Below are 20,547 nucleotides of genomic sequence, written 5' to 3' on the forward strand. Positions count from 1 at the left end.
CGCGTCCGCTTCGACCCCACCGGATCCCCCTGTGCCGTACTCAGTCAGAAGCGGTCACCCGCGACCTGGTCGACGTCGCCCCCACCGCGTGCCCTCTGCCGGATGCTCTCCCGCAGCGGGCGGCGCCCCGGCCGCGTGGACGTGCCGTGACTGCCGGCGGTCTGCCGGACATCGCCCTCTGCCCGTGCCGATTGCCGCACCCGGCGCACCGCTGCCCCACCCCCGCCGGGCGCCGCGGCCTGAGAGGCCCACCAGCCCAGCGCGGCCAGCACACCGGCGGCGACCACGCCCGCGACCGGACCGATCACATCCCACGGATCGTCCCCGCCCGCGGACACCACCGCCCACGGCACCGCGACGGCGAAGAACGCCGCCACCGAGGCCACGACCGCCACCACCCACCGCACCGCCGCCATGCCGCCCCCGACCACATCGCACCACTCGCCTGGGGTCAGCATGATGGCACGCGCTGGTCCCTCGCGGCTCGGTCACGAGGAAAGGAACGTCGCCGACCGAGACACCGTGCCACTCTCAGGTGCACACCGTCCCGTCCTTGGGCACCTTCCCGTCCAGCAGATACGTGTTCACCGTGCTCTGCACGCACCGGTTGCCGCTGTCGTAGGCGCCGTGGCCCTGGCCGCGGTAGGTGAGTTCGACGCCGACGCCCTTGCCGAGGGCGCGCGCCATGTTCTTGGCGCCCTCGTAGGGGGTGGCCGGGTCGCCGGTGTTGCCCACGACCAGGATGGGAGCCGAACCCGGGGCGCTGACGTCGGGACGGTCGGCGGCGCCCGGGACGGGCCAGGCGGTGCAGCTGAGCATGCCCCAGGCCAGGAAGTCGCCGAACACCGGGGAGGCGGCCCGGAACTCGGGCAGGCTGCGCTCGACGTCGGCGACGGTGTAGCGGGGTTTGTCGTCGGAGCAGTTGACGGCCCCGTTGGCCGGGATGACGTTGCTGTAGCGGCCGTCCTCGTCGCGTCCGTTCATCGCGTCGGAGAGAAGCATGAGGATCCTGCCGTCGCCGTCGTAGGCCTGCTCCAGGCCCTCGGTGAGGTATGGCCAGAAATCCTCGGAGTAGAGGGACTGGGCGATGCCGTTGGTCGCGGCCGTCTGGGTCAGTTTCCGCGATGGGACTCCCGGGATCGGCTTGCTGTCGAGGTCCTTCAGGAAGCGGGCGATCCGGTCCTTGACGTCCTGGGCGGAGGTGCCGATGGGGCACTCGTCGGGGTGGGCGGCACAGTCGTTCGCGAAGTTGTCCAGCGCCTGCTGGAAGCCCTTGGCCTGGCCGAGCGCGCTCTGCTTGGGGTCCTTGGTGGGGTCGACGACGCCGTCGAAGACGGCCCGGCCCACGTTCCGCGGGAACAGGTGGGCGTAGACGCCGCCCAGCTCGGTGCCGTAGGAGATGCCGAAGTAGTACAGCTTGTCGTCGCCGAGAACCTGGCGCATCAGGTCCATGTCGCGGGCCACGTCGGTGGTGCGGACGTGCGGCAGGATGCGCGCGGAGTTCTTCTCGCACGCCTTGTTGAACGTCTCGGTGTTCTTCAGGTACGTGGAGGTCTCGGCGGCGTCGTCGGGGGTGGCGTCCTGCTGGAAGTACCGGTCGAGTTCCGCGTCGCTCAGGCATTTCACGGGCGCGCTGCGGCCGACCCCGCGCGGGTCGAAGCTGACCAGGTCGAAACGGGCGCGCAGGGGTTCGTAGTCGGACGCGAAGGCGGGCAGCGAGGTGATGCCGGAGCCGCCGGGGCCACCGAAGTTGAAGATGAGGGAGCCGACGCGTTCGCCGGGGCCGGTGGCCTTCGCCCGGATCAGGGCGATGCCGATGGTCTCGCCGTGGGGCTTGTCCCAGTCGAGCGGGGCCTGCAGGGTGGCGCACTGCCACCGGGCGCCGCCCGGCAGCGGGCTCGGCGCGGTGCCGCCGCCCTCCGCCTCGGACGGTGCGGGGCAGTCCTTCCAGTCCAGTTTCTGGGCCGCCAGGTTCGCTCCGGTGCCACCGCGGACCGCGGTGACCGGGGTTCCGGCGTCTCGGTCGTCGCCGCCGCACCCCGCCAGCAGGGCGGACAGCAGCACGGCGGTCGTCGTCACAGCGGCTGCGCGCAGCCCGTGCGGGTTCTGCATGCCCCCATCGTCGCCCGGCACGCGGTCGGCCGCGCGGGGCACGAGCCGTCCGGGGGACGGCTGCACGGCACCCCGGACGGCTACAGCGCACCCTTGCGGGTGAGGTGGTTGAAGGCCAGCCAGCCCGGGAGCACCGGCAGCCACAGGGTGAGCAGGCGGAACATCAGCACCGCGGGGGCGGCGACCTCCTTCGGCAGGCCCACGGCGATCAGGCCGACCGTCAGGGTCGCCTCGACGGCGCCCACACCGCCCGGCGTCGGCGCGGCGGAGCCGAGGGCGTTGCCGGCGAGGAAGACCACGGCGACGCTGGCGATGCTCAGCGAGGTCGTCTCGTCGCCGAACGCCCGGATGGAGGCGTCCAGGCACATCACGAAGCAGCCGGTCAGCAGCAGGGTGCCGCCGATGCCGGTGACCAGCTTCTGCGGCCGCTGCAGCACGTCCAGCATGCGCGGCACCACGCCCGCGAACAGCGACCGGACGCGGGTGACGACGAACTTGCGCAGGAACGGCACCGAGGTGACCACCAGCACCAGGACCGCGACGGTCAGCAGACCCGCGATCACGGTCCGGGACGGGGTGAGCGACGGTGTCTTCTCCGTGCCGGTCAGATAGCCGAAGGACAGCAGCATCAGGATGTGGCAGCCCAGCCCGACCAGCTGGGAGGCGCCCACGCTCGCCACCGCCAGGCCCGGCCGCACGCCGGCCCGCTGCAGGAAGCGCGTGTTCAGGGCCACGCCGCCGACCGCCGCCGGTGCCACGATCTTCACGAACGACCCGGCGACCTGCGCGGCCACGGTTCGCGGGAACGGCACCCGCTCGGGCACGAACCCGAGCAGGCCCATCGCCGCCGCCACATAGCTCAGCGCCGAGAACGCCACCGCCGCCGCCAGCCAGCCCCACTCGGCGTGGGCGAAGAGCGTGCCGAACTCGATGTGTGTCAGCTGGGACAGCAGGTAGTACGCGCCGATGGCGCCCGCGAGGAAACTGATCAGCGTGCGCGGCCGCACCCGCTCCAGCCGGGCGGGCTCGACCGGCGCCTGTGGCCTGATCCGCAGCACCTGGCGGCGGATCTGGGAGAGCAGGTCCTCCTCGCGGGCCTCCTCCAGGGCCTCGTCGATGGCCCGTTTCTCCGCCCGCGCCTCGGCCCGCTCGGCCTTCTTGGCCAGCTTGCCCGCCTTGTCGGGTTTCGTGGGGGCCTCCGGGTGCGCGGAGCCGGGGGGAGAGTCCGGGCCGGCGTCGCGTGCCGCCTGTTCCAGCCGGGCCAGCTTCGCCTGCCGCGACGCCTCCAGCACCGCCTCGCGTTCCCGCTGCGCCCGCTCCCGGGCCAGCCGGCGCAGCGTCGCGCGGGTGGAGCGGGACAGCGCGATGGGCTGCAGCATGGGCAGGCAGTCGGCCACCGCGTCGGGGCCGAGGACGGCGACCGCGGAGGCCACGGCGCGCTCGGCGCCCACCCGCAGGCCCAGCGTGGTCAGCAGCTGGGCGACGTCCATGCGCAGCAGCAGATCACCGGCGGCGATCTCACCGCCGCGCAGATCTGTGAGGATCACCATGCCGGAACGATCCACCAGGATCGCGTCACCCGTCAGCCTGCGGTGCGCGATCCGCCGGGACTGCAGCGCCCGCACCTGCTCCCAGGCGTGGTGCAGCAGCTCGTCGGTGATCTCCTCGTCCGCCAGCGAGTCCAGGGTGCGTCCGCCGATGTGCTCGTAGACGAGCATCACCGCGTCCGGCCCCAGCTCGGAGGTCGCGATCAGTTTGGGCGCGTTGGCCCCGGCCGCGATCGCGGCGTAGGCGAGCAGCGCCTCCTGCTCCAGGGCCTGCCGCAGCGACTGCAGGCTGGAGCGGGTGGCGAAGCCGCGCAGGGTGAGGTTGCGCCACAGCCGGTAGAAGAAGCCCTGGGCCTGCTGCTCGCGGTCGACGACGGTGACGTCCAGCGGCGGCCCGTCCTCCAGGGTGACGAAGTAGCGCCGGCCGCGGTCGCCGTTGTCCGCGGTGTCCGCCGCGCCCACCCGGGCCGCGCTCACCGGGTGGAAACCGACCGTGCGCAGTCCGGCGATCAGTGTCCGTCCGGTGGGCCGCACGTTCGGCGAGCCGACCGCGTACAGCGTGCCGTAGGCGACGGACCAGCCGATGAGCACCGTCAGCACGATCGAGAACGCCGTGGTGTAGCCGGTGACCAGCATCGAGAAGGCGTCGAGGAGCAGCACGACCCACAGCACCGAGCGCCAGCGGGGTCGGCGGGACATCCCGACCGCGGTCATGTACGCGATGACCGGGGCGAGGTAGCCGTGCACGGGATCGGTCAGGGCGTGGACGTCGGCGGGGGAGGGCTGGGTGAGCGCCTCCTGGATCGAGTCCGGTGCGGCTCTGGCCACCCAGAGGTCGGTGGTGAGGGTCACCCCGTGGGCGAGCACCGCCGCCAGCACACCGTCGGCGATCCGCAGCCCGTCCCGTTTGATCAGCCGTTCGATCGCGAAGGCGACCGGCACCAGCAGGATCGCGATGCTGGACGCCAGCCCGGCGAACTTGATCAGCAGATCTGGCGCCTGCCCGGTGCCCTTGGTGATGTCCTGTTCCAGGCCGGAGGTGGTGCCGTGGGCGAACGCGGCGACCGCCAGCAGCAGCGCGATGGCGAGCACGCCCACCACCAGCCGCATCAGGTCCGAGGGGCGGTGCACCCGGGCGGGCAGCAGCGGCTCGTCGCCCTCCAGCCCGTCGACGTGCGCCACGTCGGCGGCCTCGTCCGGCCCCTGATCCGCCGGGCCGGTCCGTACGGCGGCCGTGTTCTTCTCCGCCGTCCTCGCCGGCGCGTCCTTCTCCGCCGTCCTCGCCGGCCCGGCGGTCGTCTTCTTCTCCAGGGCGACCGCCTTCTGCCGTGCCGTCGGCTCCTGCGGCGTCTTCCGCTCCGCCGCCTCGCGTGCGTCGTGCGGCCGGCCGGTGTCCGGGCGTGCCGATGCGCCGGAGCTGCCCTCCGCGCCGTCGAGGTGCGCGCCCTGCTGCTTCATGGCCTCTTCTCGGTCTCGTATCACCGGTCACCGCCCGCACGATGGTGGCATGCCGCAGCGACACACGGGGACATCGGGTGCATTTGCGGGATCCGACAGTCTGCCCGACGCGCCGCACCGTGGCGAGGGGCGCACGGTCGCGCGGCCCGCCCCCGCTGTCGGTGGCATCGGGCAGGATGGGACGGATGAGCGAAGTGAGCCTTCCGGACGACGACGGCAGCCGAGCCGGGCCCGGCACGGCGCTGCCCGAGTTCGCCGAGCGGGTCCTGGAGGTGGCCGAGCACATCCCGCCGGGCCGCGTCCTGACCTACGGGGACATAGCCGAATGGCTGGGTGAGCAGGGACCCCGGCAGGTCGGCCGTGTCATGGCCCTCTACGGCGGGGCGGTGCCCTGGTGGCGGGTCGTCCGCGCGGACGGGGTTCTGCTGCCCGGCCACGAACTGCGCGCGCTCGCCCACTACCGTGACGAGGGCACACCTCTGAGAGAGGCGGGCGACAGAGCCGAAGGCCATCTGCCGCGCCTCGACATGCGGCGCGCCCGCTGGGACGGCCGCGGTGGCGGGCGTGCGCGGGGTCATACCTGACATTCTTCGCCATCCGCCCGGGTTGAGGGGAGCCCCTGCCCGGCACGGGTGCGGGACGGCACGCCCGCGCCATGCCGTAGGTTCGTAGGCCGAGCGATCTGCGTGCGGCGCGGGACACGAGAGGCCGCCGTGAGCGGCACCCGTCCCGGCCGCCCAGGCCGTGCGGCCGCCGTGACGGACCGGAAAGAAGGTGACCGCTGTGCCGCGGGAGACGAACGTCACCACGGTGACAGCCAGGACGGAGGGCAGGCCCCGCTTCCGCACCGGACACCGGCGTACCGTCACCCGCACCCGCCTGTCTCGCCCCGCGCCCACCGCCCCGGCCGGCCGGCGGCCCGGCCCGCCGGCCGCGGCGCCCGCAGTCGGCACATCCCCGCACACCCACCAGGACCGGCGACCCACGTGAGCAGTTCCTCTCCCACCATCAGGCAGCTGCCGCCCCCGTCGGCGCGGCAGCGGGACCGTGGCGCCTACCGGCTGGTCCGCACCCCGCCGAGCAGGCCCGAGCCCCCTCGTCTGGACGCCGCCCAGCGCGCCGTGGTTGACCATGCGAGCGGACCGCTGCTCGTCCTGGCCGGCCCCGGCACCGGCAAGACCACCACGCTCGTCGAGTCCGTGGCCGCACGGATCGCCCGGGGGCAGGACCCTGAGCGGATCCTGGTGCTCACCTTCAGCCGCAAGGCGGCCGTCGAGCTGCGCGACCGCATGGCCCAGCGCACCGGAGCCGCCCGCGCCCCCCGCGCCACCACCTTCCACTCCTTCTGCTACGCCCTGGTCCGCGCCCACCAGGACAGCGGACTGTTCGCGGAGCCGCTGCGGCTGCTGTCCGGCCCCGAACAGGACGTGACCGTGCGCGAGCTGCTGGCCGGCCAGGTCGACCTGGAACGGCTCGGCCTGGCCCATGTGCGCTGGCCGGACGAGCTGCGCGCCTGCCTGACCACCCGCGGCTTCGCCGACGAGGTCCGCGCGGTGCTCGCCCGCAGCCGCGAGCTGGGACTCGGCCCCGGGGAGCTCGCGGCCTTCGCCCGCCGCATCGGCCGCCCCGACTGGCACGCCGCGGCCGCCTTCCTCGCGGAGTACCTGGACGTCCTCGACCTGCAGGGCGTGATCGACTACGCCGAGCTGGTCCACCGCGCCGTGCTGCTCGCCCGGCGCCCCGAGGTCGCGCGCCGGCTCGTCGAGCAGTACGACGCGGTCTACGTCGACGAGTACCAGGACACCGACCCGGCGCAGGTGCGGCTGCTGCGGGCACTGGCCGGGGACGGCCGCACCCTGGTGGCCTTCGGCGACCCCGACCAGTCGATCTACGCCTTCCGGGGCGCGGACATCAACGGCATCCTGCAGTTCCCGCAGACCTTCCGGTGCGCGGACGGCAGCCCGGCGCCCGTCGCGGTCCTGCGCACCTCCCGGCGCTCCGGCGCCGCCCTGCTCGCCGCGACCCGGGAGCTGGCCCGGCGCATGCCGCTGACCCGGCTCCCCGCCGCGCAGGTCCGCGCCCACCGGGACCTGATCCCGGCCCGGGACGGCGGCCGCGTCGAGGTGTACACGTATCCGACGGCGGGCGCTGAGGTGGACAACGTCGCCGACCTGCTGCGCCGCGCCCACCTGGAGGACGGTGTGCCGTGGAGCGAGATGGCCGTCCTGGTGCGCGCCGGAGCACGCAGCCTGCCCACCCTGCGCCGGGCGCTGACCACGGCCGGGGTGCCGGTGGACGTCGACGGCGACGACGTGCCCCTGCGCCACGAACCGGCGGTGGCGCCGCTGCTGACCGCGCTGCGTGCGGTGGCCACGGCGGAGGTGCGGCACCGGGCACGCGCCGCGGCCGCGGACGGCGGGGTGGCCCAGGGCGCACAAGCCGGCGGCGACGGGGCGGCGAGCGGCACCGTGTCCGGCGGCGACGGGGCGGCCGGTGGCACGGTGCCCGGTGCGGACGCGACCGCCGGTGGCACGGTGCCCGGCGGTGACAGGGCGGCCGCCGCTGCAAAGCCCGCTCCCGGCCCGGACGACTGCTGGCTGGACACCGACACCGCGCTCACACTGCTCACCTCGCCCCTCGCCGGCATGGACACCGCGGACCTGCGCCGCCTGGGCCGTGCCCTGCGCGAGGAGGAGCGGGCCGCGGGCAACCCCCTGCCGCCGCCCTCGGACCAACTGCTCGCCCGGGCCCTGGCCGAGCCGGAACGCCTCGTCGCGCACGACCCGACGTATGCGCGCGGCGCCCAGCGGCTCGGCGCGCTGCTGCGCACGGCCCGGGAGCTCCTGGCCGCCGGCGGCACCGCCGAGGAGGCGCTGTGGGAGCTGTGGCAGGGCACGCCGTGGCCCGCCCGCCTGGAGCGCGCGGCCCGGCGCGGCGGCGCCGCCGGGCGCAACGCCGACCGGGACCTGGACGCCGTGTGCGCGCTGTTCGCCACCGCCGCGCGCGCCGAGGAGCGCACCGGCGGCCGGGGCGCGCTGAACTTCCTGGAGGAGATCGAGGCGCAGGACATCGCCGCCGACACGCTCACCCGGCGCGCCGTGCGCCCCGACGCGGTGCGGCTGATGACGGCGCACCGCGCCAAGGGCCTGCAGTGGCGGCTGGTCGTCGTCGCGGGCGTGCAGGAGGGGCTGTGGCCGGACCTGCGCCGCCGCGGCTCCCTGCTGGAGGCCGACCGCATCGGCCGCGACGGGCTCGCCGAACCGCTCAGCCCCGGCGCGCTGCTGGCGGAGGAACGCCGGCTGTTCTACGTGGCCGCCACCCGTGCCCGCGAGCGGCTCGTCGTCACCGCCGTGAAGGCCGCCGCGGACGACGGCGACCAGCCCTCCCGCTTCCTGACCGAGCTGGGCGTCACCCCCAAGGACGTCACCGGACGCCCCCGCCGCCCGCTGTCCGTGGCCGCGCTCGTCGCCGAGCTGCGCGCCACCACCGTCGACCCGGACGCCTCACAGGCGCTGCGCCGGGCCGCCGCCCGCCGCCTGGCCCGGCTCGCCGCCCTCACCGACGACGAGGGCCGCCCGCTGGTCCCCGCGGCCCACCCCGACCGCTGGTGGGGGCTGGCCGAGCAGACCGCGAACGCGGTGCCGTTGCGCGACCGCGACCGGCCCGTCGCCCTGTCCGCGAGCGCCCTGGAGCAGCTCGCCGACACCTGCGCCCTGCAGTGGTTCCTCGGCCGTGAGGTGAGGGCCGACACCCCGGCGAGCGCCGCCCAGGGCTTCGGCAACGTGGTGCACGTCCTCGCCGACGAGGTCGCCTCCGGCCGCACCCCCGCCGACCTGGCCGTCCTCATGGAACGCCTGGAGACGGTGTGGAACGCGCTCGCCTTCGACGCGCCGTGGAAGTCGGCGCAGGAGAAGGAGCAGGCCCGCGCGGCCCTGGAACGCTTCCTGCGCTGGCACGTCCTGGAACGCGGCGGCCGCACCCCCGTCGGCAGCGAGCACGCGTTCGACGTGACCCTGAAGGCGGGCGACTACGAGGTGCGGGTGCGCGGCTCCATGGACCGGGTGGAGGCCGACGGCGAGGGCCGCGCCTACGTCGTCGACTTCAAGACCGGCAAGCATGCGCCCACCTCGGCCGAGGTGGCCCGCCATCCGCAGCTCGCCGTCTACCAGCTCGCCGTCCGCGAGGGCGCCGTCGACGGCCTCTTCGACGGCCGGCGGCCCGAGCCGGGCGGCGCCGAACTGGTCCACCTGCGCCTCGGCGCGGCCCGGCGCGACGGCGGCGAGACCCTGCCCAAGGTGCAGGCGCAGCAGTCGCTCGGCGAGGACGGGGAGTGGGTCGGCGAGCTGCTGGCCACCGCCGCCGGCAAGGTGCTCGACGAGCGGTTCACCCCGGCGACCGGGCAGCACTGCGCCCACTGCGCGTTCCGCGCCTCGTGCAGCGCCCGGCCGGAGGGCCGCCACGTCGTGGAGTGAGCGCCGTTTCGGCCGCGGAGGGGGCACGCAGGCGCGTGACGCACCCCACCACCCCCGGTGACGTGCACGTCCGTGCCTGCTGAGGGGCGCGCGGGACCCGGCTGTCGGTGCCCGCCGTTAGCCTCTTCACCGTGCCCGCCCGTATCACCGATCCCGAACAGCTCAAGGAGCTGCTCGGGATTCCGTTCACCCCGGAGCAGACGGCCTGCATCACCGCGCCGCCCGCCCCGCAGGTGATCGTGGCCGGCGCCGGGTCCGGCAAGACCACGGTGATGGCGGCCCGCGTGGTGTGGCTGGTCGGCACCGGGCAGGTCGCCCCCGAACAGGTCCTCGGCCTGACCTTCACCAACAAGGCCGCCGGCGAGCTGGCCGAACGCGTCCGCACCGCGCTGGTCAAGGCGGGCGTCACCGACCCCGACGCCGCCGGCCCGGACGACCCGCCCGGCGAGCCGGTCGTCTCCACCTACCACGCCTTCGCCGGCCGCCTGCTCACCGACCACGGGCTGCGCATCGGCCTGGAACCCACCACCCGGCTGCTGGCCGACGCCACCCGCTACCAGCTCGCCGCACGCGTCCTGCGCGAGGCACCCGGCCCCTACCCGGCGCTCACCCGCTCCTTCCCCGACCTGGTCGGCGATCTGCTGGCCCTGGACGCCGAGCTGTCCGAACACCTGGTGAGCCCCGAGGAGCTGCGCGACTGGGACGCCGGCCTGCTGCGCACCCTGGAGGGCGTCAAGCTCTCCAACGCCGACCTGCGCAAGGTCCCCGAGACGGCCGCCGCCCGCCGCGAGCTGGCCGACCTGGTGCGGCGCTACCGCGCCGCCAAACGCGAACGGGACCTGCTCGACTTCGGCGACCAGATCGCCCTCGCGGCCCGCGTCGCCCGGCTCCCGGAGGTCGGCCGCATCCTGCGGGAGGAGTTCCGGGTGGTCCTCCTCGACGAGTACCAGGACACCTCTGTCGCCCAGCGCGTGCTGCTGGCCGGCCTCTTCGGCGGCGGCACCGGCCACCCCGTGACCGCCGTCGGCGACCCCTGCCAGGCGATCTACGGCTGGCGCGGCGCCTCCGTGGCCAACCTGGACGACTTCCCCGAGCACTTCCCGCACGCCGACGGCCGCCCCGCCACCCGGCAGGCGCTCAGCGAGAACCGCCGCAGCGGCGGCCGCCTCCTCCACCTCGCCAACGGGCTCGCCGCACCGCTGCGCGCGATGCACGAGGGCGTGGAGGCGCTGCGCCCCGCGCCCGGCGCCGAACGCGACGGACTGGTGCGCTGCGCCCTGCTGCCCACCCACGCCGAGGAGATCGACTGGATCGCCGACTCCATCGCCCACCTGGTGCGCACCGGCACCGCGCCCGGCGAGATCGCGGTGCTGTGCCGCACGGCGGGCGACTTCGCCGAGATCCAGGGCGCCCTGGTCGCCCGGGACGTGCCGGTGGAGGTGGTGGGCCTGTCCGGGCTGCTGCACCTTCCCGAGGTCGCCGACCTCGTCGCCGTCTGCGAGGTTCTGCAGGACCCCGGGGCCAACGCCGCCCTGGTGCGGCTGCTCACCGGCCCGCGGTGGCGCATCGGCCCCCGCGACCTGGCTCTTCTCGGCCGGCGGGCCCGGCTGCTCGTCGCGCGGTCACGCGCGGACGACGACGGCGACCCCGACCGCCGGCTCGCCGAAGCCGTCCAGGGCGTCGACCCCGCCGAGGTGATCTCGCTCGCGGACGCACTCGACACCTTCCTGGAGACGCCCCTGGACGGCGACGACGACGGGCTGCCGTTCTCCCCGCAGGCCCGGGTACGGTTCGCCCGCCTCGCCGCGGAACTGCGCGACCTGCGGCGCTCCCTGTCCGACCCGCTCATGGACGTCCTGCACCGCATCCTGGCCGTCACCGGCCTGGAGGTGGAGCTGGCGGCCTCCCCGCACGCCCTGGCCGCCCGCCGCCGTGACACCCTGTCGAACTTCCTGGACGTCGCCGCCTCCTTCGCCGCCGACGACAACGAGGCCACTCTGCTGGCCTTCCTCGGCTTCCTGCGCACCGCCGCCCAGTACGACAAGGGCCTGGACAACGCCCTGCCCGGCGGGGAGAACACCGTGAAGGTGCTGACCGCCCACCGCGCCAAGGGCCTGGAGTGGGACGTCGTCGCCGTCCCCGGCCTGGTCACCGGCACCTTCCCCAGCAGCCAGGGCCGCGAGAAGTGGACCGCGCAGAGCAGGGTCCTCCCGCACGCGCTGCGCGGCGACGCCGACACCCTCCCCGACGTCGCCGGCTGGGACGCGCGCGGCCTGAAGGCCTTCCACGAGGCGATGAAGGAGCACCAGCTCACCGAGGAGCTGCGCCTGGGCTACGTCACCTTCACCCGCCCCCGCTCCCTGCTGCTCGGCTCCGGCCACTGGTGGGGACCCAGCCAGAAGAAGCCCCGCGGGCCGTCCGGCTTCCTGCTCGCCCTGTACGAGCACTGCGCCGCCGGAGGCGGGGAGATCGAGGTGTGGGCGGACCCGCCGGCCGAGAGCGAGGAGAACCCGGCCCTCGGCCGGGCCACCGCCGAGCACGTCTGGCCCCTGCCCCTGGACGAGACCGCGCTGGCCCGCCGCCGCGCGGCCGCCGCGACCGTGCTCGCCCACCTGGACGAGCTCGCCGGCCGCACGGACGACGGTACCGACCCGGCCCGGGGACCTGCCGCCTCCGGCGCCCCTGCCCGCCAGCCGGCCGCCTCCGCCTACGACGATCCCGACTGGCCCCCGCCGCCGGAGGACGAGGAGCCGCCGGAGGACGACGAGCCGCCGTACGACGAGTCGCCGTACGACGAGCCGCCGTACGACGGGTTTCCTGAAGACTCGGGTGGTGTGGGCCTGCCCGAGGATCTCGACGGTCCTGGTCTGCCCGAGAATCTCGACGACCCCGGAGTGCCCGCCGACCTAGACGAACGCGTGGACCTCGACGACCCCGGCGTGCCCCCCGACCTCGGCGTGCCCGCCGACCTGGACGCCCCCGGCGACCCGGCCGCCCTCGGCGTTCCCGGCGCCCCGCCCGGCCGCGGGACCCGGCGCCCCGCCCGGCCCACCGTGCCCCGCCAGGCGTCACCACGGGACGGGCAGCCCCTCGCACCCGGAACCGGCGGCGGGCCGGAGCAGTATCCCCTCACGCCCGAGGAGGCCCGGCTGGTCGCCTCCTGGGACCGTGATCTGGAGGCGCTCACCGGGGAGCTGCGCCGCGCCCGGCAGGCCGTGACCGACGTCCCGCTGCCCAGCAGCCTGACCGCGTCCCAGGTGCTGCACCTCGCTCGCGACCCCGACGGGTTCGCGCGGGAACTCGCGCGCCCCATGCCGCGCCCCCCGCAACCCGCCGCGCGCCGGGGCACCCGTTTCCACGCCTGGGTGGAGAGCCGCTTCGAGGAGCTGCCGCTGCCCCTGCTGGAGCCCGAGGAACTGCCCGGCACGGATGCGGAGATCGCCGACGAACGTGACCTGGAGGCCCTGAAGGAGGCCTTCGAGCGCACCGAGTACGCGCACCGCACGCCCCACCGGGTGGAGGCGCCCTTCCAGACGGAGATCGCGGGCCGCGTCGTGCGCGGCCGCATCGACGCCGTCTACAAGGAGGGCGACGGTGACGAGGCGCGCTACGAGATCGTCGACTGGAAGACGAACCGCTCGCCCACCGCCGACCCGCTCCAGCTCGCCGTCTACCGGCTGGCTTGGGCGGAGCAGCAGGGCGTCCCGCTGGACCGGGTCGGCGCCGCGTTCGTGTACGTGCGCACCGGTGAGGTGGTGCGGCCGCGCGACCTTCCCGGCCGGGCCGCACTGGAGCGCCTGATCCTCGGGGAGCCGGCGGACGAACCGCGGTGTGACGAACCGCCCGAAGGGGATGCCCTTGCGGGCCGATAGGCTCGTATGCATGAGCCAGACCCCGGACAAGGCCGTCCGTACGTACATCGAGCACCACCGTGCCGCCTTCCTCGACGACCTCGCCGAGTGGCTGCGCATCCCCTCCGTGTCGGCGCAGCCCGACCACGCGCCCGACGTACGCCGCAGCGCCGACTGGCTCGCCGCCAGACTGAAGGAGACCGGTTTCCCCACCGCCGAGGTCTGGGAGACCCCGGGCGCCCCGGCCGTCTACGCCGAGTGGCCCTGCGACGATCCCGGCGCCCCCACGGTCCTGGTCTACGGCCACCACGACGTGCAGCCCGCGGCCCGCGAGGACGGCTGGGACACCGAGCCCTTCGAGCCGGTCGTGCGCGACGGCCGGCTCCACGCCCGCGGGGCCGCCGACGACAAGGGCCAGGTGTTCTTCCACACCCTCGGTGTGCGCGCCCACCTCGCCGCCACCGGCCGCACCAGCCCGGCGGTCAACCTCAAGCTGCTGATCGAGGGCGAGGAGGAGTCCGGCTCCCCGCACTTCCGGCAGCTGGTCGAGGACCACGCCGACCGGCTCGCCGCCGACGCGGTGATCGTCTCCGACACCGGCATGTGGTCCGAGGACACCCCGACGGTGTGCACCGGCATGCGCGGCCTGGCCGAGTGCGAGATCCGGCTGTACGGCCCCGACCAGGACATCCACTCCGGCTCCTTCGGCGGTGCCGTGCCCAACCCGGCGACCGCTGCCGCCCGGCTGGTGGCGGCCCTGCACGACGAGCAGGGGCGCGTGGCGGTCCCCGGCTTCTACGACGGCGTCGTGGAGCTCACCGACCGGGAGCGGGAGCTCTTCGCCGAGCTGCCCTTCGACGAGCGGCAGTGGCTGCGCACCGCCCGGTCCCACGCCCTGCACGGCGAGGTGGGCTACACCACCCTGGAACGCATCTGGGCCCGCCCCACCGCCGAGGTCAACGGCATCGGCGGCGGCTGGCAGGGTCCCGGCAGCAAGACGATCATTCCGTCCACGGCGATGGTGAAGCTCTCCTTCCGGCTGGTCGCCGGACAGGACCCGGACCACATCGAGAAGGCCGTCCGTGCCTGGGCCGCCGACCAGGTGCCCGCCGGCATCCGGCACGAGATCGTCTTCGGCTCGGCCACCCGCCCCTGCCTGACCCCGCTGGACCACCCGGCGCTTCAGTCCCTGGCCCGGTCCATGAGCCGGGCCTTCGGCAGCCCGGTCCGCTGCACCCGCGAGGGCGGCTCCGGGCCGGCCGCCGATCTGCAGGAGGTCCTCGGCGCGCCCGTGCTCTTCCTCGGCATCTCCGTCCCCTCCGACGGCTGGCACGCGCCGAACGAGAAGGTCGAGCTGGACCTGCTGTTCAAGGGCGTCGAGACCAGCGCGTACCTGTGGGGCGACCTCGCCGGTCACTGGCGCGACACCGCTCCCTGACCAGGCCCCCGGCCGGGCCGCGTCCGCGTCCCGGGCACACTGGAGGGGCCGCCCCGCACCGCCTCACGGCCCCGCCGGACCCGGTCGCCGCCCGCCCCACGTCCCGTCGAACCGCCGCCCGACCCACCACCGCCCGCACCGCGGAAGTTGGAAGCACACGTGACCACCTGGACCGACCACACCGCCGACCGCCCCATCTCACTCACCGCGCCCAGCGGCATCGACCGTGCCGCCCACCACCGCCTCGACGAGGCCTGGCTCGCCGCCGCCTGGAGCCACCCCTCGACCCGCTGCTTCGTGGTCTCCGGCGGCCAGGTGCTCATCGACGAGACGCCCGACGGCCGCACCGAGCTGGTGATGACCCCGTCCTTCGAGGCACCGCTCACCGAGTCGCACCGCTACTTCCTCGGCACCGACGCCGACGGCGTCAGCTACTTCGCGCTGCAGAAGGACTCCCTGCCCGGCCGCATGGACCAGTCCGCGCGCCCGGCGGGCCTGCGCGAGGCCGGACTGCTGCTCTCCGACCGCGACGCCGGCCTGATGGTGCACGCGGTCGCCCTGGAGAACTGGCAGCGGCTGCACCGCTTCTGCTCCCGCTGCGGCGAGCGCACCGTCATCGCCGCCGCCGGGCACATCCGCCGCTGCCCGGCCTGCGGCGCCGAGCACTACCCGCGGACCGACCCGGCGGTGATCATGGCGGTCACCGACCAGGAGGACCGCCTCCTGCTGGGCCGCCAGGTGCACTGGCCCGAGGGCCGCTTCTCCACCCTCGCCGGCTTCGTCGAGCCGGGCGAGTCCATCGAGCAGTCGGTGCGCCGCGAGGTCCACGAGGAGGTCGGCATCGCCGTCGGCGAGGTCGAGTACGTCGCCAGCCAGCCCTGGCCGTTCCCCTCCAGCCTGATGCTGGGCTTCATGGCCCGCGCCACCACCACCGACATCCGGGTCGACGGCGACGAGATCCAGGACGCCCGCTGGTTCTCGCGGGACGAGCTGCGCGCCGCCTTCGAGTCCGGCGAGGTCCTGCCGCCGTACGGCATCTCCATCGCGGCCCGGCTCATCGAGCTGTGGTACGGCAAGCCACTGCCGACGCGCAGCGCGGTGTGAGCGGATGCCCGCGCGGCGCGAGCGGTGAACCCCGCTGTACCGGGCGGTGATCACGGCACGGGCACCGCGGAGAGGCGGACACAGCGAGGGCGCACCCCGGCGATCGCCGGGGTGCGCCCTGTGTGTCCCGGTGCAGTGCGGGAAGGTCCTGTGTGTCCCCGTGTGTGCGGGCAGGTCCTGTTGACCCCGTGCGGGGAGGGAGGTCCTGTCGTCCCCGTGCGGGGAAACCGCGTCAGGCGACGCCGATCTTCGCCTTGACCTGGGCCAGCGACGGGTTCGTCAGCGTGGTGCCGTCCTCGAACAGCACGGTCGGCACGGTCTGGTTCCCGCCGTTCGCCTTCTCGACGAAGGCCGCGGACTCCGGGTCCTGCTCGATGTTGATCTCGGTGTACGCGATGCCCTCACGGTCCAGCTGGCTCTTGAGCCGGCGGCAGTAGCCGCACCACGTCGTGCTGTACATCGTCACGGTGCCCGGCATGTCTCTCGCGCTCCTTCGGCGGGTCGGGGACGTCATGGTCGCAGAGAGCCAACGTCCGTCGGCGGCACCGCATTCCCACGGGGAGTATCCGGCCGCCCCGGGCGCAGGCGCCCGGCGCGGCGGACACGGCGATGTGATGCCCGTCGCACGCAGGGCCCGCCGCGGTGACCCGCCGCAGCACGGGGAGCGAGCCGGGACGTCCGCCGTACCCGGAGGCCGTCGCGCCAGGAGTGCACCGGCCGCATCACCGAGCGTGCCGGTCGCACCAGCCGTGTCGGCCGGTCGCACCAGCCGTATCGGCCGGTGGCACCAGCCGTTTCAGTCGTATCAGTACGACCGCAGGGGCTTCCCTGTGGACAACCGGCTCGGCCTCCTCGGGCGACCTGGCAGCATGGCCCTGTGACAGCAGCAACGCATTCCACCCTCTTCCCGCAGGTACCGGACTCTGCCGACGCGGTGCTCGACGGGCTGGACCCCGAGCAGCGCGAGGTGGCGACCGCGCTGCACGGACCGGTGTGCGTGCTGGCCGGCGCCGGCACGGGCAAGACCCGTGCCATCACCCACCGGATCGCCTACGGGGTGCGCGCCGGGATTCTCCAGCCGACCAGCGTGCTGGCCGTCACCTTCACCAACCGCGCCGCCGGGGAGATGCGCGGTCGGCTGCGCCGGCTCGGCGCGCACGGTGTGCAGGCCCGCACCTTCCACTCGGCCGCCTTGCGCCAGCTGCAGTACTTCTGGCCGAAGGCGGTCGGCGGTGCCATGCCCCGGCTGATCGACCGCAAGGTCCCCGTGGTCGCGGACGCGGCCGCCGCCTGCGGCCTGCGCCTGGACCGGACCGAGCTGCGGGACGTCACCGCGGAGATCGAGTGGGCCAAGGTCACCCAGACCGTCCCGGCCGACTACGCGCTCGCGGCCGAGAGGGCCGGCCGCGAGGCCCCCCGCGACCCCGCCGAGATCGCCCGGCTGTACTCCGTCTACGAGGACCTCAAGCGGGAGCACGAGGTCATCGACTTCGAGGACGTCCTGCTGCTCACCGTGGGCATCCTGCAGGACCGCCGCGACATCGCCGAACAGGTCCGCGCCCAGTACCAGCACTTCGTGGTGGACGAGTACCAGGACGTCAGCCCGCTGCAGCAGCGCCTGCTGGAGCTGTGGCTCGGCGATCGGGACAACCTGTGCGTCGTCGGCGACGCCAGCCAGACCATCTACTCGTTCACCGGCGCGACCCCCGACCATCTCCTCGACTTCCGCCTCCGCCACCCCGGCGCCACGGTCGTCCGGCTGGTCCGCGACTACCGCTCCACCCCGCAGGTCGTCCACCTCGCCAACGCCCTGCTCGCCCAGGCCCGCGGCCGGGCCGCCGACCACCGGCTGGAACTGGTCTCCCAGCGTCCGGCCGGACCGGAGCCGGTGTTCACCGAACACCCCGACGAGGTCGCCGAGGCCGAGGACGCGGCCCGCCGCATCCGCGACCTCATCGCCTCCGGCGTCCCGGCGAGCGAGATCGCCGTCCTGTTCCGCACCAACGCCCAGTCCGAGACCTACGAACAGGCCCTCGCCGACGCGGGCGTCCCCTACCAGCTGCGCGGCGCCGAACGGTTCTTCGAACGTCCCGAGGTGCGCAAGGCGCTCGTCTCCCTGCGCGCCGCCGCCCGCTTCGGCGGCAACGACACCCTTCTGAAGGACGCCGCCGACCTGCCCTCCCAGGTCCGGGTCGTGCTGTCCGGCGAGGGCTGGACCCCCGAGCCCCCCGCCGGCTCGGGCGCCGTCCGCGACCGCTGGGAGGCCCTGGCCGCACTGGTGAACCTCGCCCGCGACTTCGCTGCCGCCCATCCGGGCGCCGGCCTCGGCGAGCTGATGACCGAGCTGGACGAGAGGGTGAACAGCCAGCACGCCCCCACCGTCCAGGGCGTCACCCTCGCCTCCCTGCACGCGGCCAAGGGTCTGGAGTGGGACGCGGTCTTCCTGGTCGGTGTCGCCGAGGGCATGATGCCGATCAGCTACGCCCGGACGGAGCAGCAGATCGAGGAGGAACGCCGCCTGCTGTACGTCGGGATCACCCGGGCCCGCGAGCGGCTGCACGTCTCCTGGTCGCTGAGCCGCTCGCCCGGCGGGCGCCCGAACCGCCGCCCCAGCCGCTTCCTCGACGGGCTGCGCCCCGGCTCGCCCGCCCTCGCCGCCCGCGGCACCGCGACCGCCGCCGGCGGCATCGAACGCGGCTTCGCCCCCGGGCCGGCGGGCACCGCCCCCTACGACGATCCGTACGCCGCCCTGCCGCGGCGCACCCGACGCACCCCGGCACGGTGCCGGGTGTGCGGGCGCACCCTGACCGACGCAGGCGAGATCAAACTGCTGCGCTGCGACGACTGCCCCTCCGACATGGACGAGGGCCTGTACGAGCGGCTGCGTGCCTGGCGGCAGAAGCAGGCGCGGCGCAGCGGGCAGCCGGAGTTCTGCGTGTTCACCGACCGGACGCTGATGGCGATCGCCGAGGCGGTCCCGGGCGACGAGCGGGAGCTGGCCCGCATCCCCGGAGTGCTCGCCCGCAAGCTGCGCCGTCACGGCGCCGACGTCCTCGCCATCTGCGCAGGCCGCGAGCCCGGCGGCAGCGGTGCGGAGGACTGATGCCAACTCGTCGAAAAAAATAGTTTGCGCGCGCCCGGGAAAGCCCCATAGGTTCTTGGTCACGGAAACAACGGCCTTCCTGAGGCCTTGATTCCGTGTTGTACTTGCGTATCCGTTGCGAACCGGTTCATCCCGGTTCCCAGACACCGGAAGGGAGGCGATTGAAGTGATCGAGATGAAGAACAGCTTCTTCGGCACCGCCAAAGCGACCGATCACGCGGTCGCCTCCCTGTGCCTGCTCGGCGCCTTGGACCGGGGCACCGGTCTGTCCGGTGTCCGTGGCATGCGCCCGGAGTCCTCCCTGCCGTTCGCGGGCTTCGTCATCCGTGAGCGCATCGAGCGACCGACCACGGCACTGGAAGCAGGAGAGGTACAGGCGCAGGCCTATGCCCTCACGGCGACCGGTGCCGGCACCCGGATGCAGGCGACGCAGCAGCACCACCTGATGTGGGCTTTCCGTGGGCCACAACCCTGGAGTGATCCAGCCTGATCGACGATCAGGCCGGCACCTTCAGGGCCGCGGAACCCCATCCGGGATCCGCGGCCCTTCTGTTTTCCCTCATGCGGGACGACGGAGGAAGGGGCCTCGGGACGACAACAGAACCCGGTACCCAGCCGACACCCGGCCGACCGGCCGGAACGACCAGACGAGGAAGACATCCGTGCAACTCGAAGCGCACGCCCCGTCCGTACCGCCTTCCGACACGATCCCCAAGCCCGGTTCCACGGAGGACCCTGCTTTGACTCCTCTCACCACGCTGACCGCGCTGGACGACGCCATCGAGAACCTCGGTGCGACCGTCCCCTGCCGCTCCTACGACCCGGAGGTCTTCTTCGCCGAGTCGCCGGCCGACGTGGAGTACGCGAAGTCCCTGTGCCGCACCTGCCCGCTGATCGAGGCCTGCCTCGCCGGTGCCAAGGAGCGGCGCGAGCCCTGGGGCGTCTGGGGCGGCGAGCTGTTCGTCCAGGGCGTCGTCGTCCCCCGGAAGCGGCCGCGTGGCCGCCCGCGCAAGAACCCGGTCACCGCATGAACGCCACCGCAACGATCGACCGTCCCCTCACGCACGACCCCCAGAAGCAGGCCCCGATGAAGCCGTCCACCAGCGAGCCCGCGGGCTCCGCGACCGAAGACGTCACCACCACCGGCGCGAACGCCTCGCGCCAGAACAGGACCCGAGCGATGCAACTCATCCCAGAAGCCCTGGCCCGTGCGCATATGAACGAGCGACTGCGACAGGCGGAGCAGGAACGCCCGGCCGCGCGCCTGGCCGCCGCCCGCCGGATGCAGCGCCGCGCCGAGCGCGCCTCGCTGCGCGCCCGCCGGGCGCTGGCCATGGCGGTGATGCAGTGACCGCCTGAACCACGCAGGGCCCGCCTCCCGGCCGGAGGCACGGCGAGCGACCCCTTCCCGCGGGGGCCGGTCCGACCGCACGGACCGGCCCCCGCGCCGCGTCGGGGAGGG

At 74.3% G+C, this 20,547-nt stretch carries 13 protein-coding genes; 9 read left to right on the forward strand and 4 right to left on the reverse strand.

Annotated features, from left to right (window positions below; all coding sequences use genetic code 11):
- Positions 1–44: 44 nt before the first annotated feature.
- The 3 genes from IE286_RS05740 to IE286_RS05750 form a co-directional block, all read right to left on the reverse strand.
- Positions 45–458: a hypothetical protein gene (locus IE286_RS05740; protein WP_189795516.1), complete on the reverse strand. Its 414-nt coding sequence runs from the start codon at positions 456–458 to the stop codon at positions 45–47.
- A 73-nt stretch (positions 459–531) separates the two neighbouring features.
- Positions 532–2,112 carry an alpha/beta hydrolase gene (locus tag IE286_RS05745; protein ID WP_189795517.1) on the reverse strand — a complete coding sequence of 527 codons (1,581 nt, stop codon included), beginning with the start codon at positions 2,110–2,112 and terminating at the stop codon, positions 532–534.
- An 80-nt stretch (positions 2,113–2,192) separates the two neighbouring features.
- On the reverse strand, positions 2,193–5,117 hold the full coding sequence (locus IE286_RS05750) for a lysylphosphatidylglycerol synthase domain-containing protein (protein WP_189795518.1): 2,925 nt from the start codon (positions 5,115–5,117) through the stop codon (positions 2,193–2,195).
- A 185-nt stretch (positions 5,118–5,302) separates the two neighbouring features.
- On the opposite strand from IE286_RS05750, the gene IE286_RS05755 reads away from it, so the two are divergent.
- The 5 genes from IE286_RS05755 (at position 5,303) to nudC (ending at position 15,982) form a co-directional block, all read left to right on the forward strand.
- Positions 5,303–5,701 (forward strand): MGMT family protein, encoded by a 399-nt coding sequence (locus IE286_RS05755; protein ID WP_189795519.1) that lies wholly within the window; start codon positions 5,303–5,305, stop codon positions 5,699–5,701.
- Positions 5,702–6,103: 402 nt separating this feature from the next.
- Positions 6,104–9,589: an ATP-dependent helicase gene (locus IE286_RS05760; protein WP_189795520.1), complete on the forward strand. Its 3,486-nt coding sequence runs from the start codon at positions 6,104–6,106 to the stop codon at positions 9,587–9,589.
- 131 nt (positions 9,590–9,720) lie between these two features.
- Positions 9,721–13,461 (forward strand): UvrD-helicase domain-containing protein, encoded by a 3,741-nt coding sequence (locus IE286_RS05765; protein WP_189795521.1) that lies wholly within the window; start codon positions 9,721–9,723, stop codon positions 13,459–13,461.
- Between the two features lie 10 nt (positions 13,462–13,471).
- Complete coding sequence (locus tag IE286_RS05770) at positions 13,472–14,878, forward strand: dipeptidase (RefSeq protein ID WP_189795522.1); 1,407 nt, start codon at positions 13,472–13,474, stop codon at positions 14,876–14,878.
- Positions 14,879–15,037: 159 nt separating this feature from the next.
- Positions 15,038–15,982, forward strand: a complete 945-nt coding sequence (nudC, locus tag IE286_RS05775) for an NAD(+) diphosphatase (protein ID WP_189795523.1) — start codon at positions 15,038–15,040, stop codon at positions 15,980–15,982.
- 232 nt (positions 15,983–16,214) lie between these two features.
- Here nudC and IE286_RS05780 read toward each other — a convergent pair whose 3' ends face one another.
- On the reverse strand, positions 16,215–16,460 hold the full coding sequence (locus tag IE286_RS05780) for a mycoredoxin (protein WP_125497864.1): 246 nt from the start codon (positions 16,458–16,460) through the stop codon (positions 16,215–16,217).
- A 399-nt stretch (positions 16,461–16,859) separates the two neighbouring features.
- Here IE286_RS05780 and IE286_RS05785 point away from each other — a divergent pair, with 399 nt between their 5' ends.
- The 4 genes from IE286_RS05785 (at position 16,860) to IE286_RS05800 (ending at position 20,436) form a co-directional block, all read left to right on the forward strand.
- Positions 16,860–19,085 carry an ATP-dependent DNA helicase UvrD2 gene (locus tag IE286_RS05785; RefSeq protein WP_189795524.1) on the forward strand — a complete coding sequence of 742 codons (2,226 nt, stop codon included), beginning with the start codon at positions 16,860–16,862 and terminating at the stop codon, positions 19,083–19,085.
- A gap of 175 nt (positions 19,086–19,260) precedes the next feature.
- A complete protein-coding gene (locus IE286_RS05790) occupies positions 19,261–19,575 on the forward strand; it encodes a hypothetical protein (protein WP_189795696.1) in 315 nt (104 codons plus the stop codon).
- Positions 19,576–19,747: 172 nt separating this feature from the next.
- The gene (locus tag IE286_RS05795) at positions 19,748–20,116 is read left to right on the forward strand and encodes a WhiB family transcriptional regulator (protein ID WP_125497862.1); all 369 of its coding nucleotides are present in this window, start codon (positions 19,748–19,750) and stop codon (positions 20,114–20,116) included.
- On the forward strand, positions 20,113–20,436 hold the full coding sequence (locus IE286_RS05800; protein ID WP_189795525.1) for a putative WhiB-interacting protein: 324 nt from the start codon (positions 20,113–20,115) through the stop codon (positions 20,434–20,436). The genes IE286_RS05795 and IE286_RS05800 overlap by 4 nt, the downstream gene beginning before the upstream one ends.
- Positions 20,437–20,547 lie beyond the last annotated feature (111 nt).

The organism is Streptomyces thermodiastaticus (assembly GCF_014656135.1).
GTDB lineage: Bacteria > Actinomycetota > Actinomycetes > Streptomycetales > Streptomycetaceae > Streptomyces > Streptomyces thermodiastaticus.

What these genes read in the sequence shown, in the direction of transcription:
- IE286_RS05740 (WP_189795516.1), bottom strand. Translation starts at nt 458, where the DNA reads ATGCTGACCCCAGGCGAGTGGTGCGATGTGGTCGGGGGCGGCATGGCG.
- IE286_RS05745 (WP_189795517.1), bottom strand. Translation starts at nt 2,112, where the DNA reads ATGCAGAACCCGCACGGGCTGCGCGCAGCCGCTGTGACGACGACCGCC.
- IE286_RS05750 (WP_189795518.1), bottom strand. Translation starts at nt 5,117, where the DNA reads ATGAAGCAGCAGGGCGCGCACCTCGACGGCGCGGAGGGCAGCTCCGGC.
- IE286_RS05755 (WP_189795519.1), top strand. Translation starts at nt 5,303, where the DNA reads ATGAGCGAAGTGAGCCTTCCGGACGACGACGGCAGCCGAGCCGGGCCC.
- IE286_RS05770 (WP_189795522.1), top strand. Translation starts at nt 13,472, where the DNA reads ATGAGCCAGACCCCGGACAAGGCCGTCCGTACGTACATCGAGCACCAC.
- IE286_RS05780 (WP_125497864.1), bottom strand. Translation starts at nt 16,460, where the DNA reads ATGCCGGGCACCGTGACGATGTACAGCACGACGTGGTGCGGCTACTGC.
- IE286_RS05790 (WP_189795696.1), top strand. Translation starts at nt 19,261, where the DNA reads ATGAAGAACAGCTTCTTCGGCACCGCCAAAGCGACCGATCACGCGGTC.
- IE286_RS05800 (WP_189795525.1), top strand. Translation starts at nt 20,113, where the DNA reads ATGAACGCCACCGCAACGATCGACCGTCCCCTCACGCACGACCCCCAG.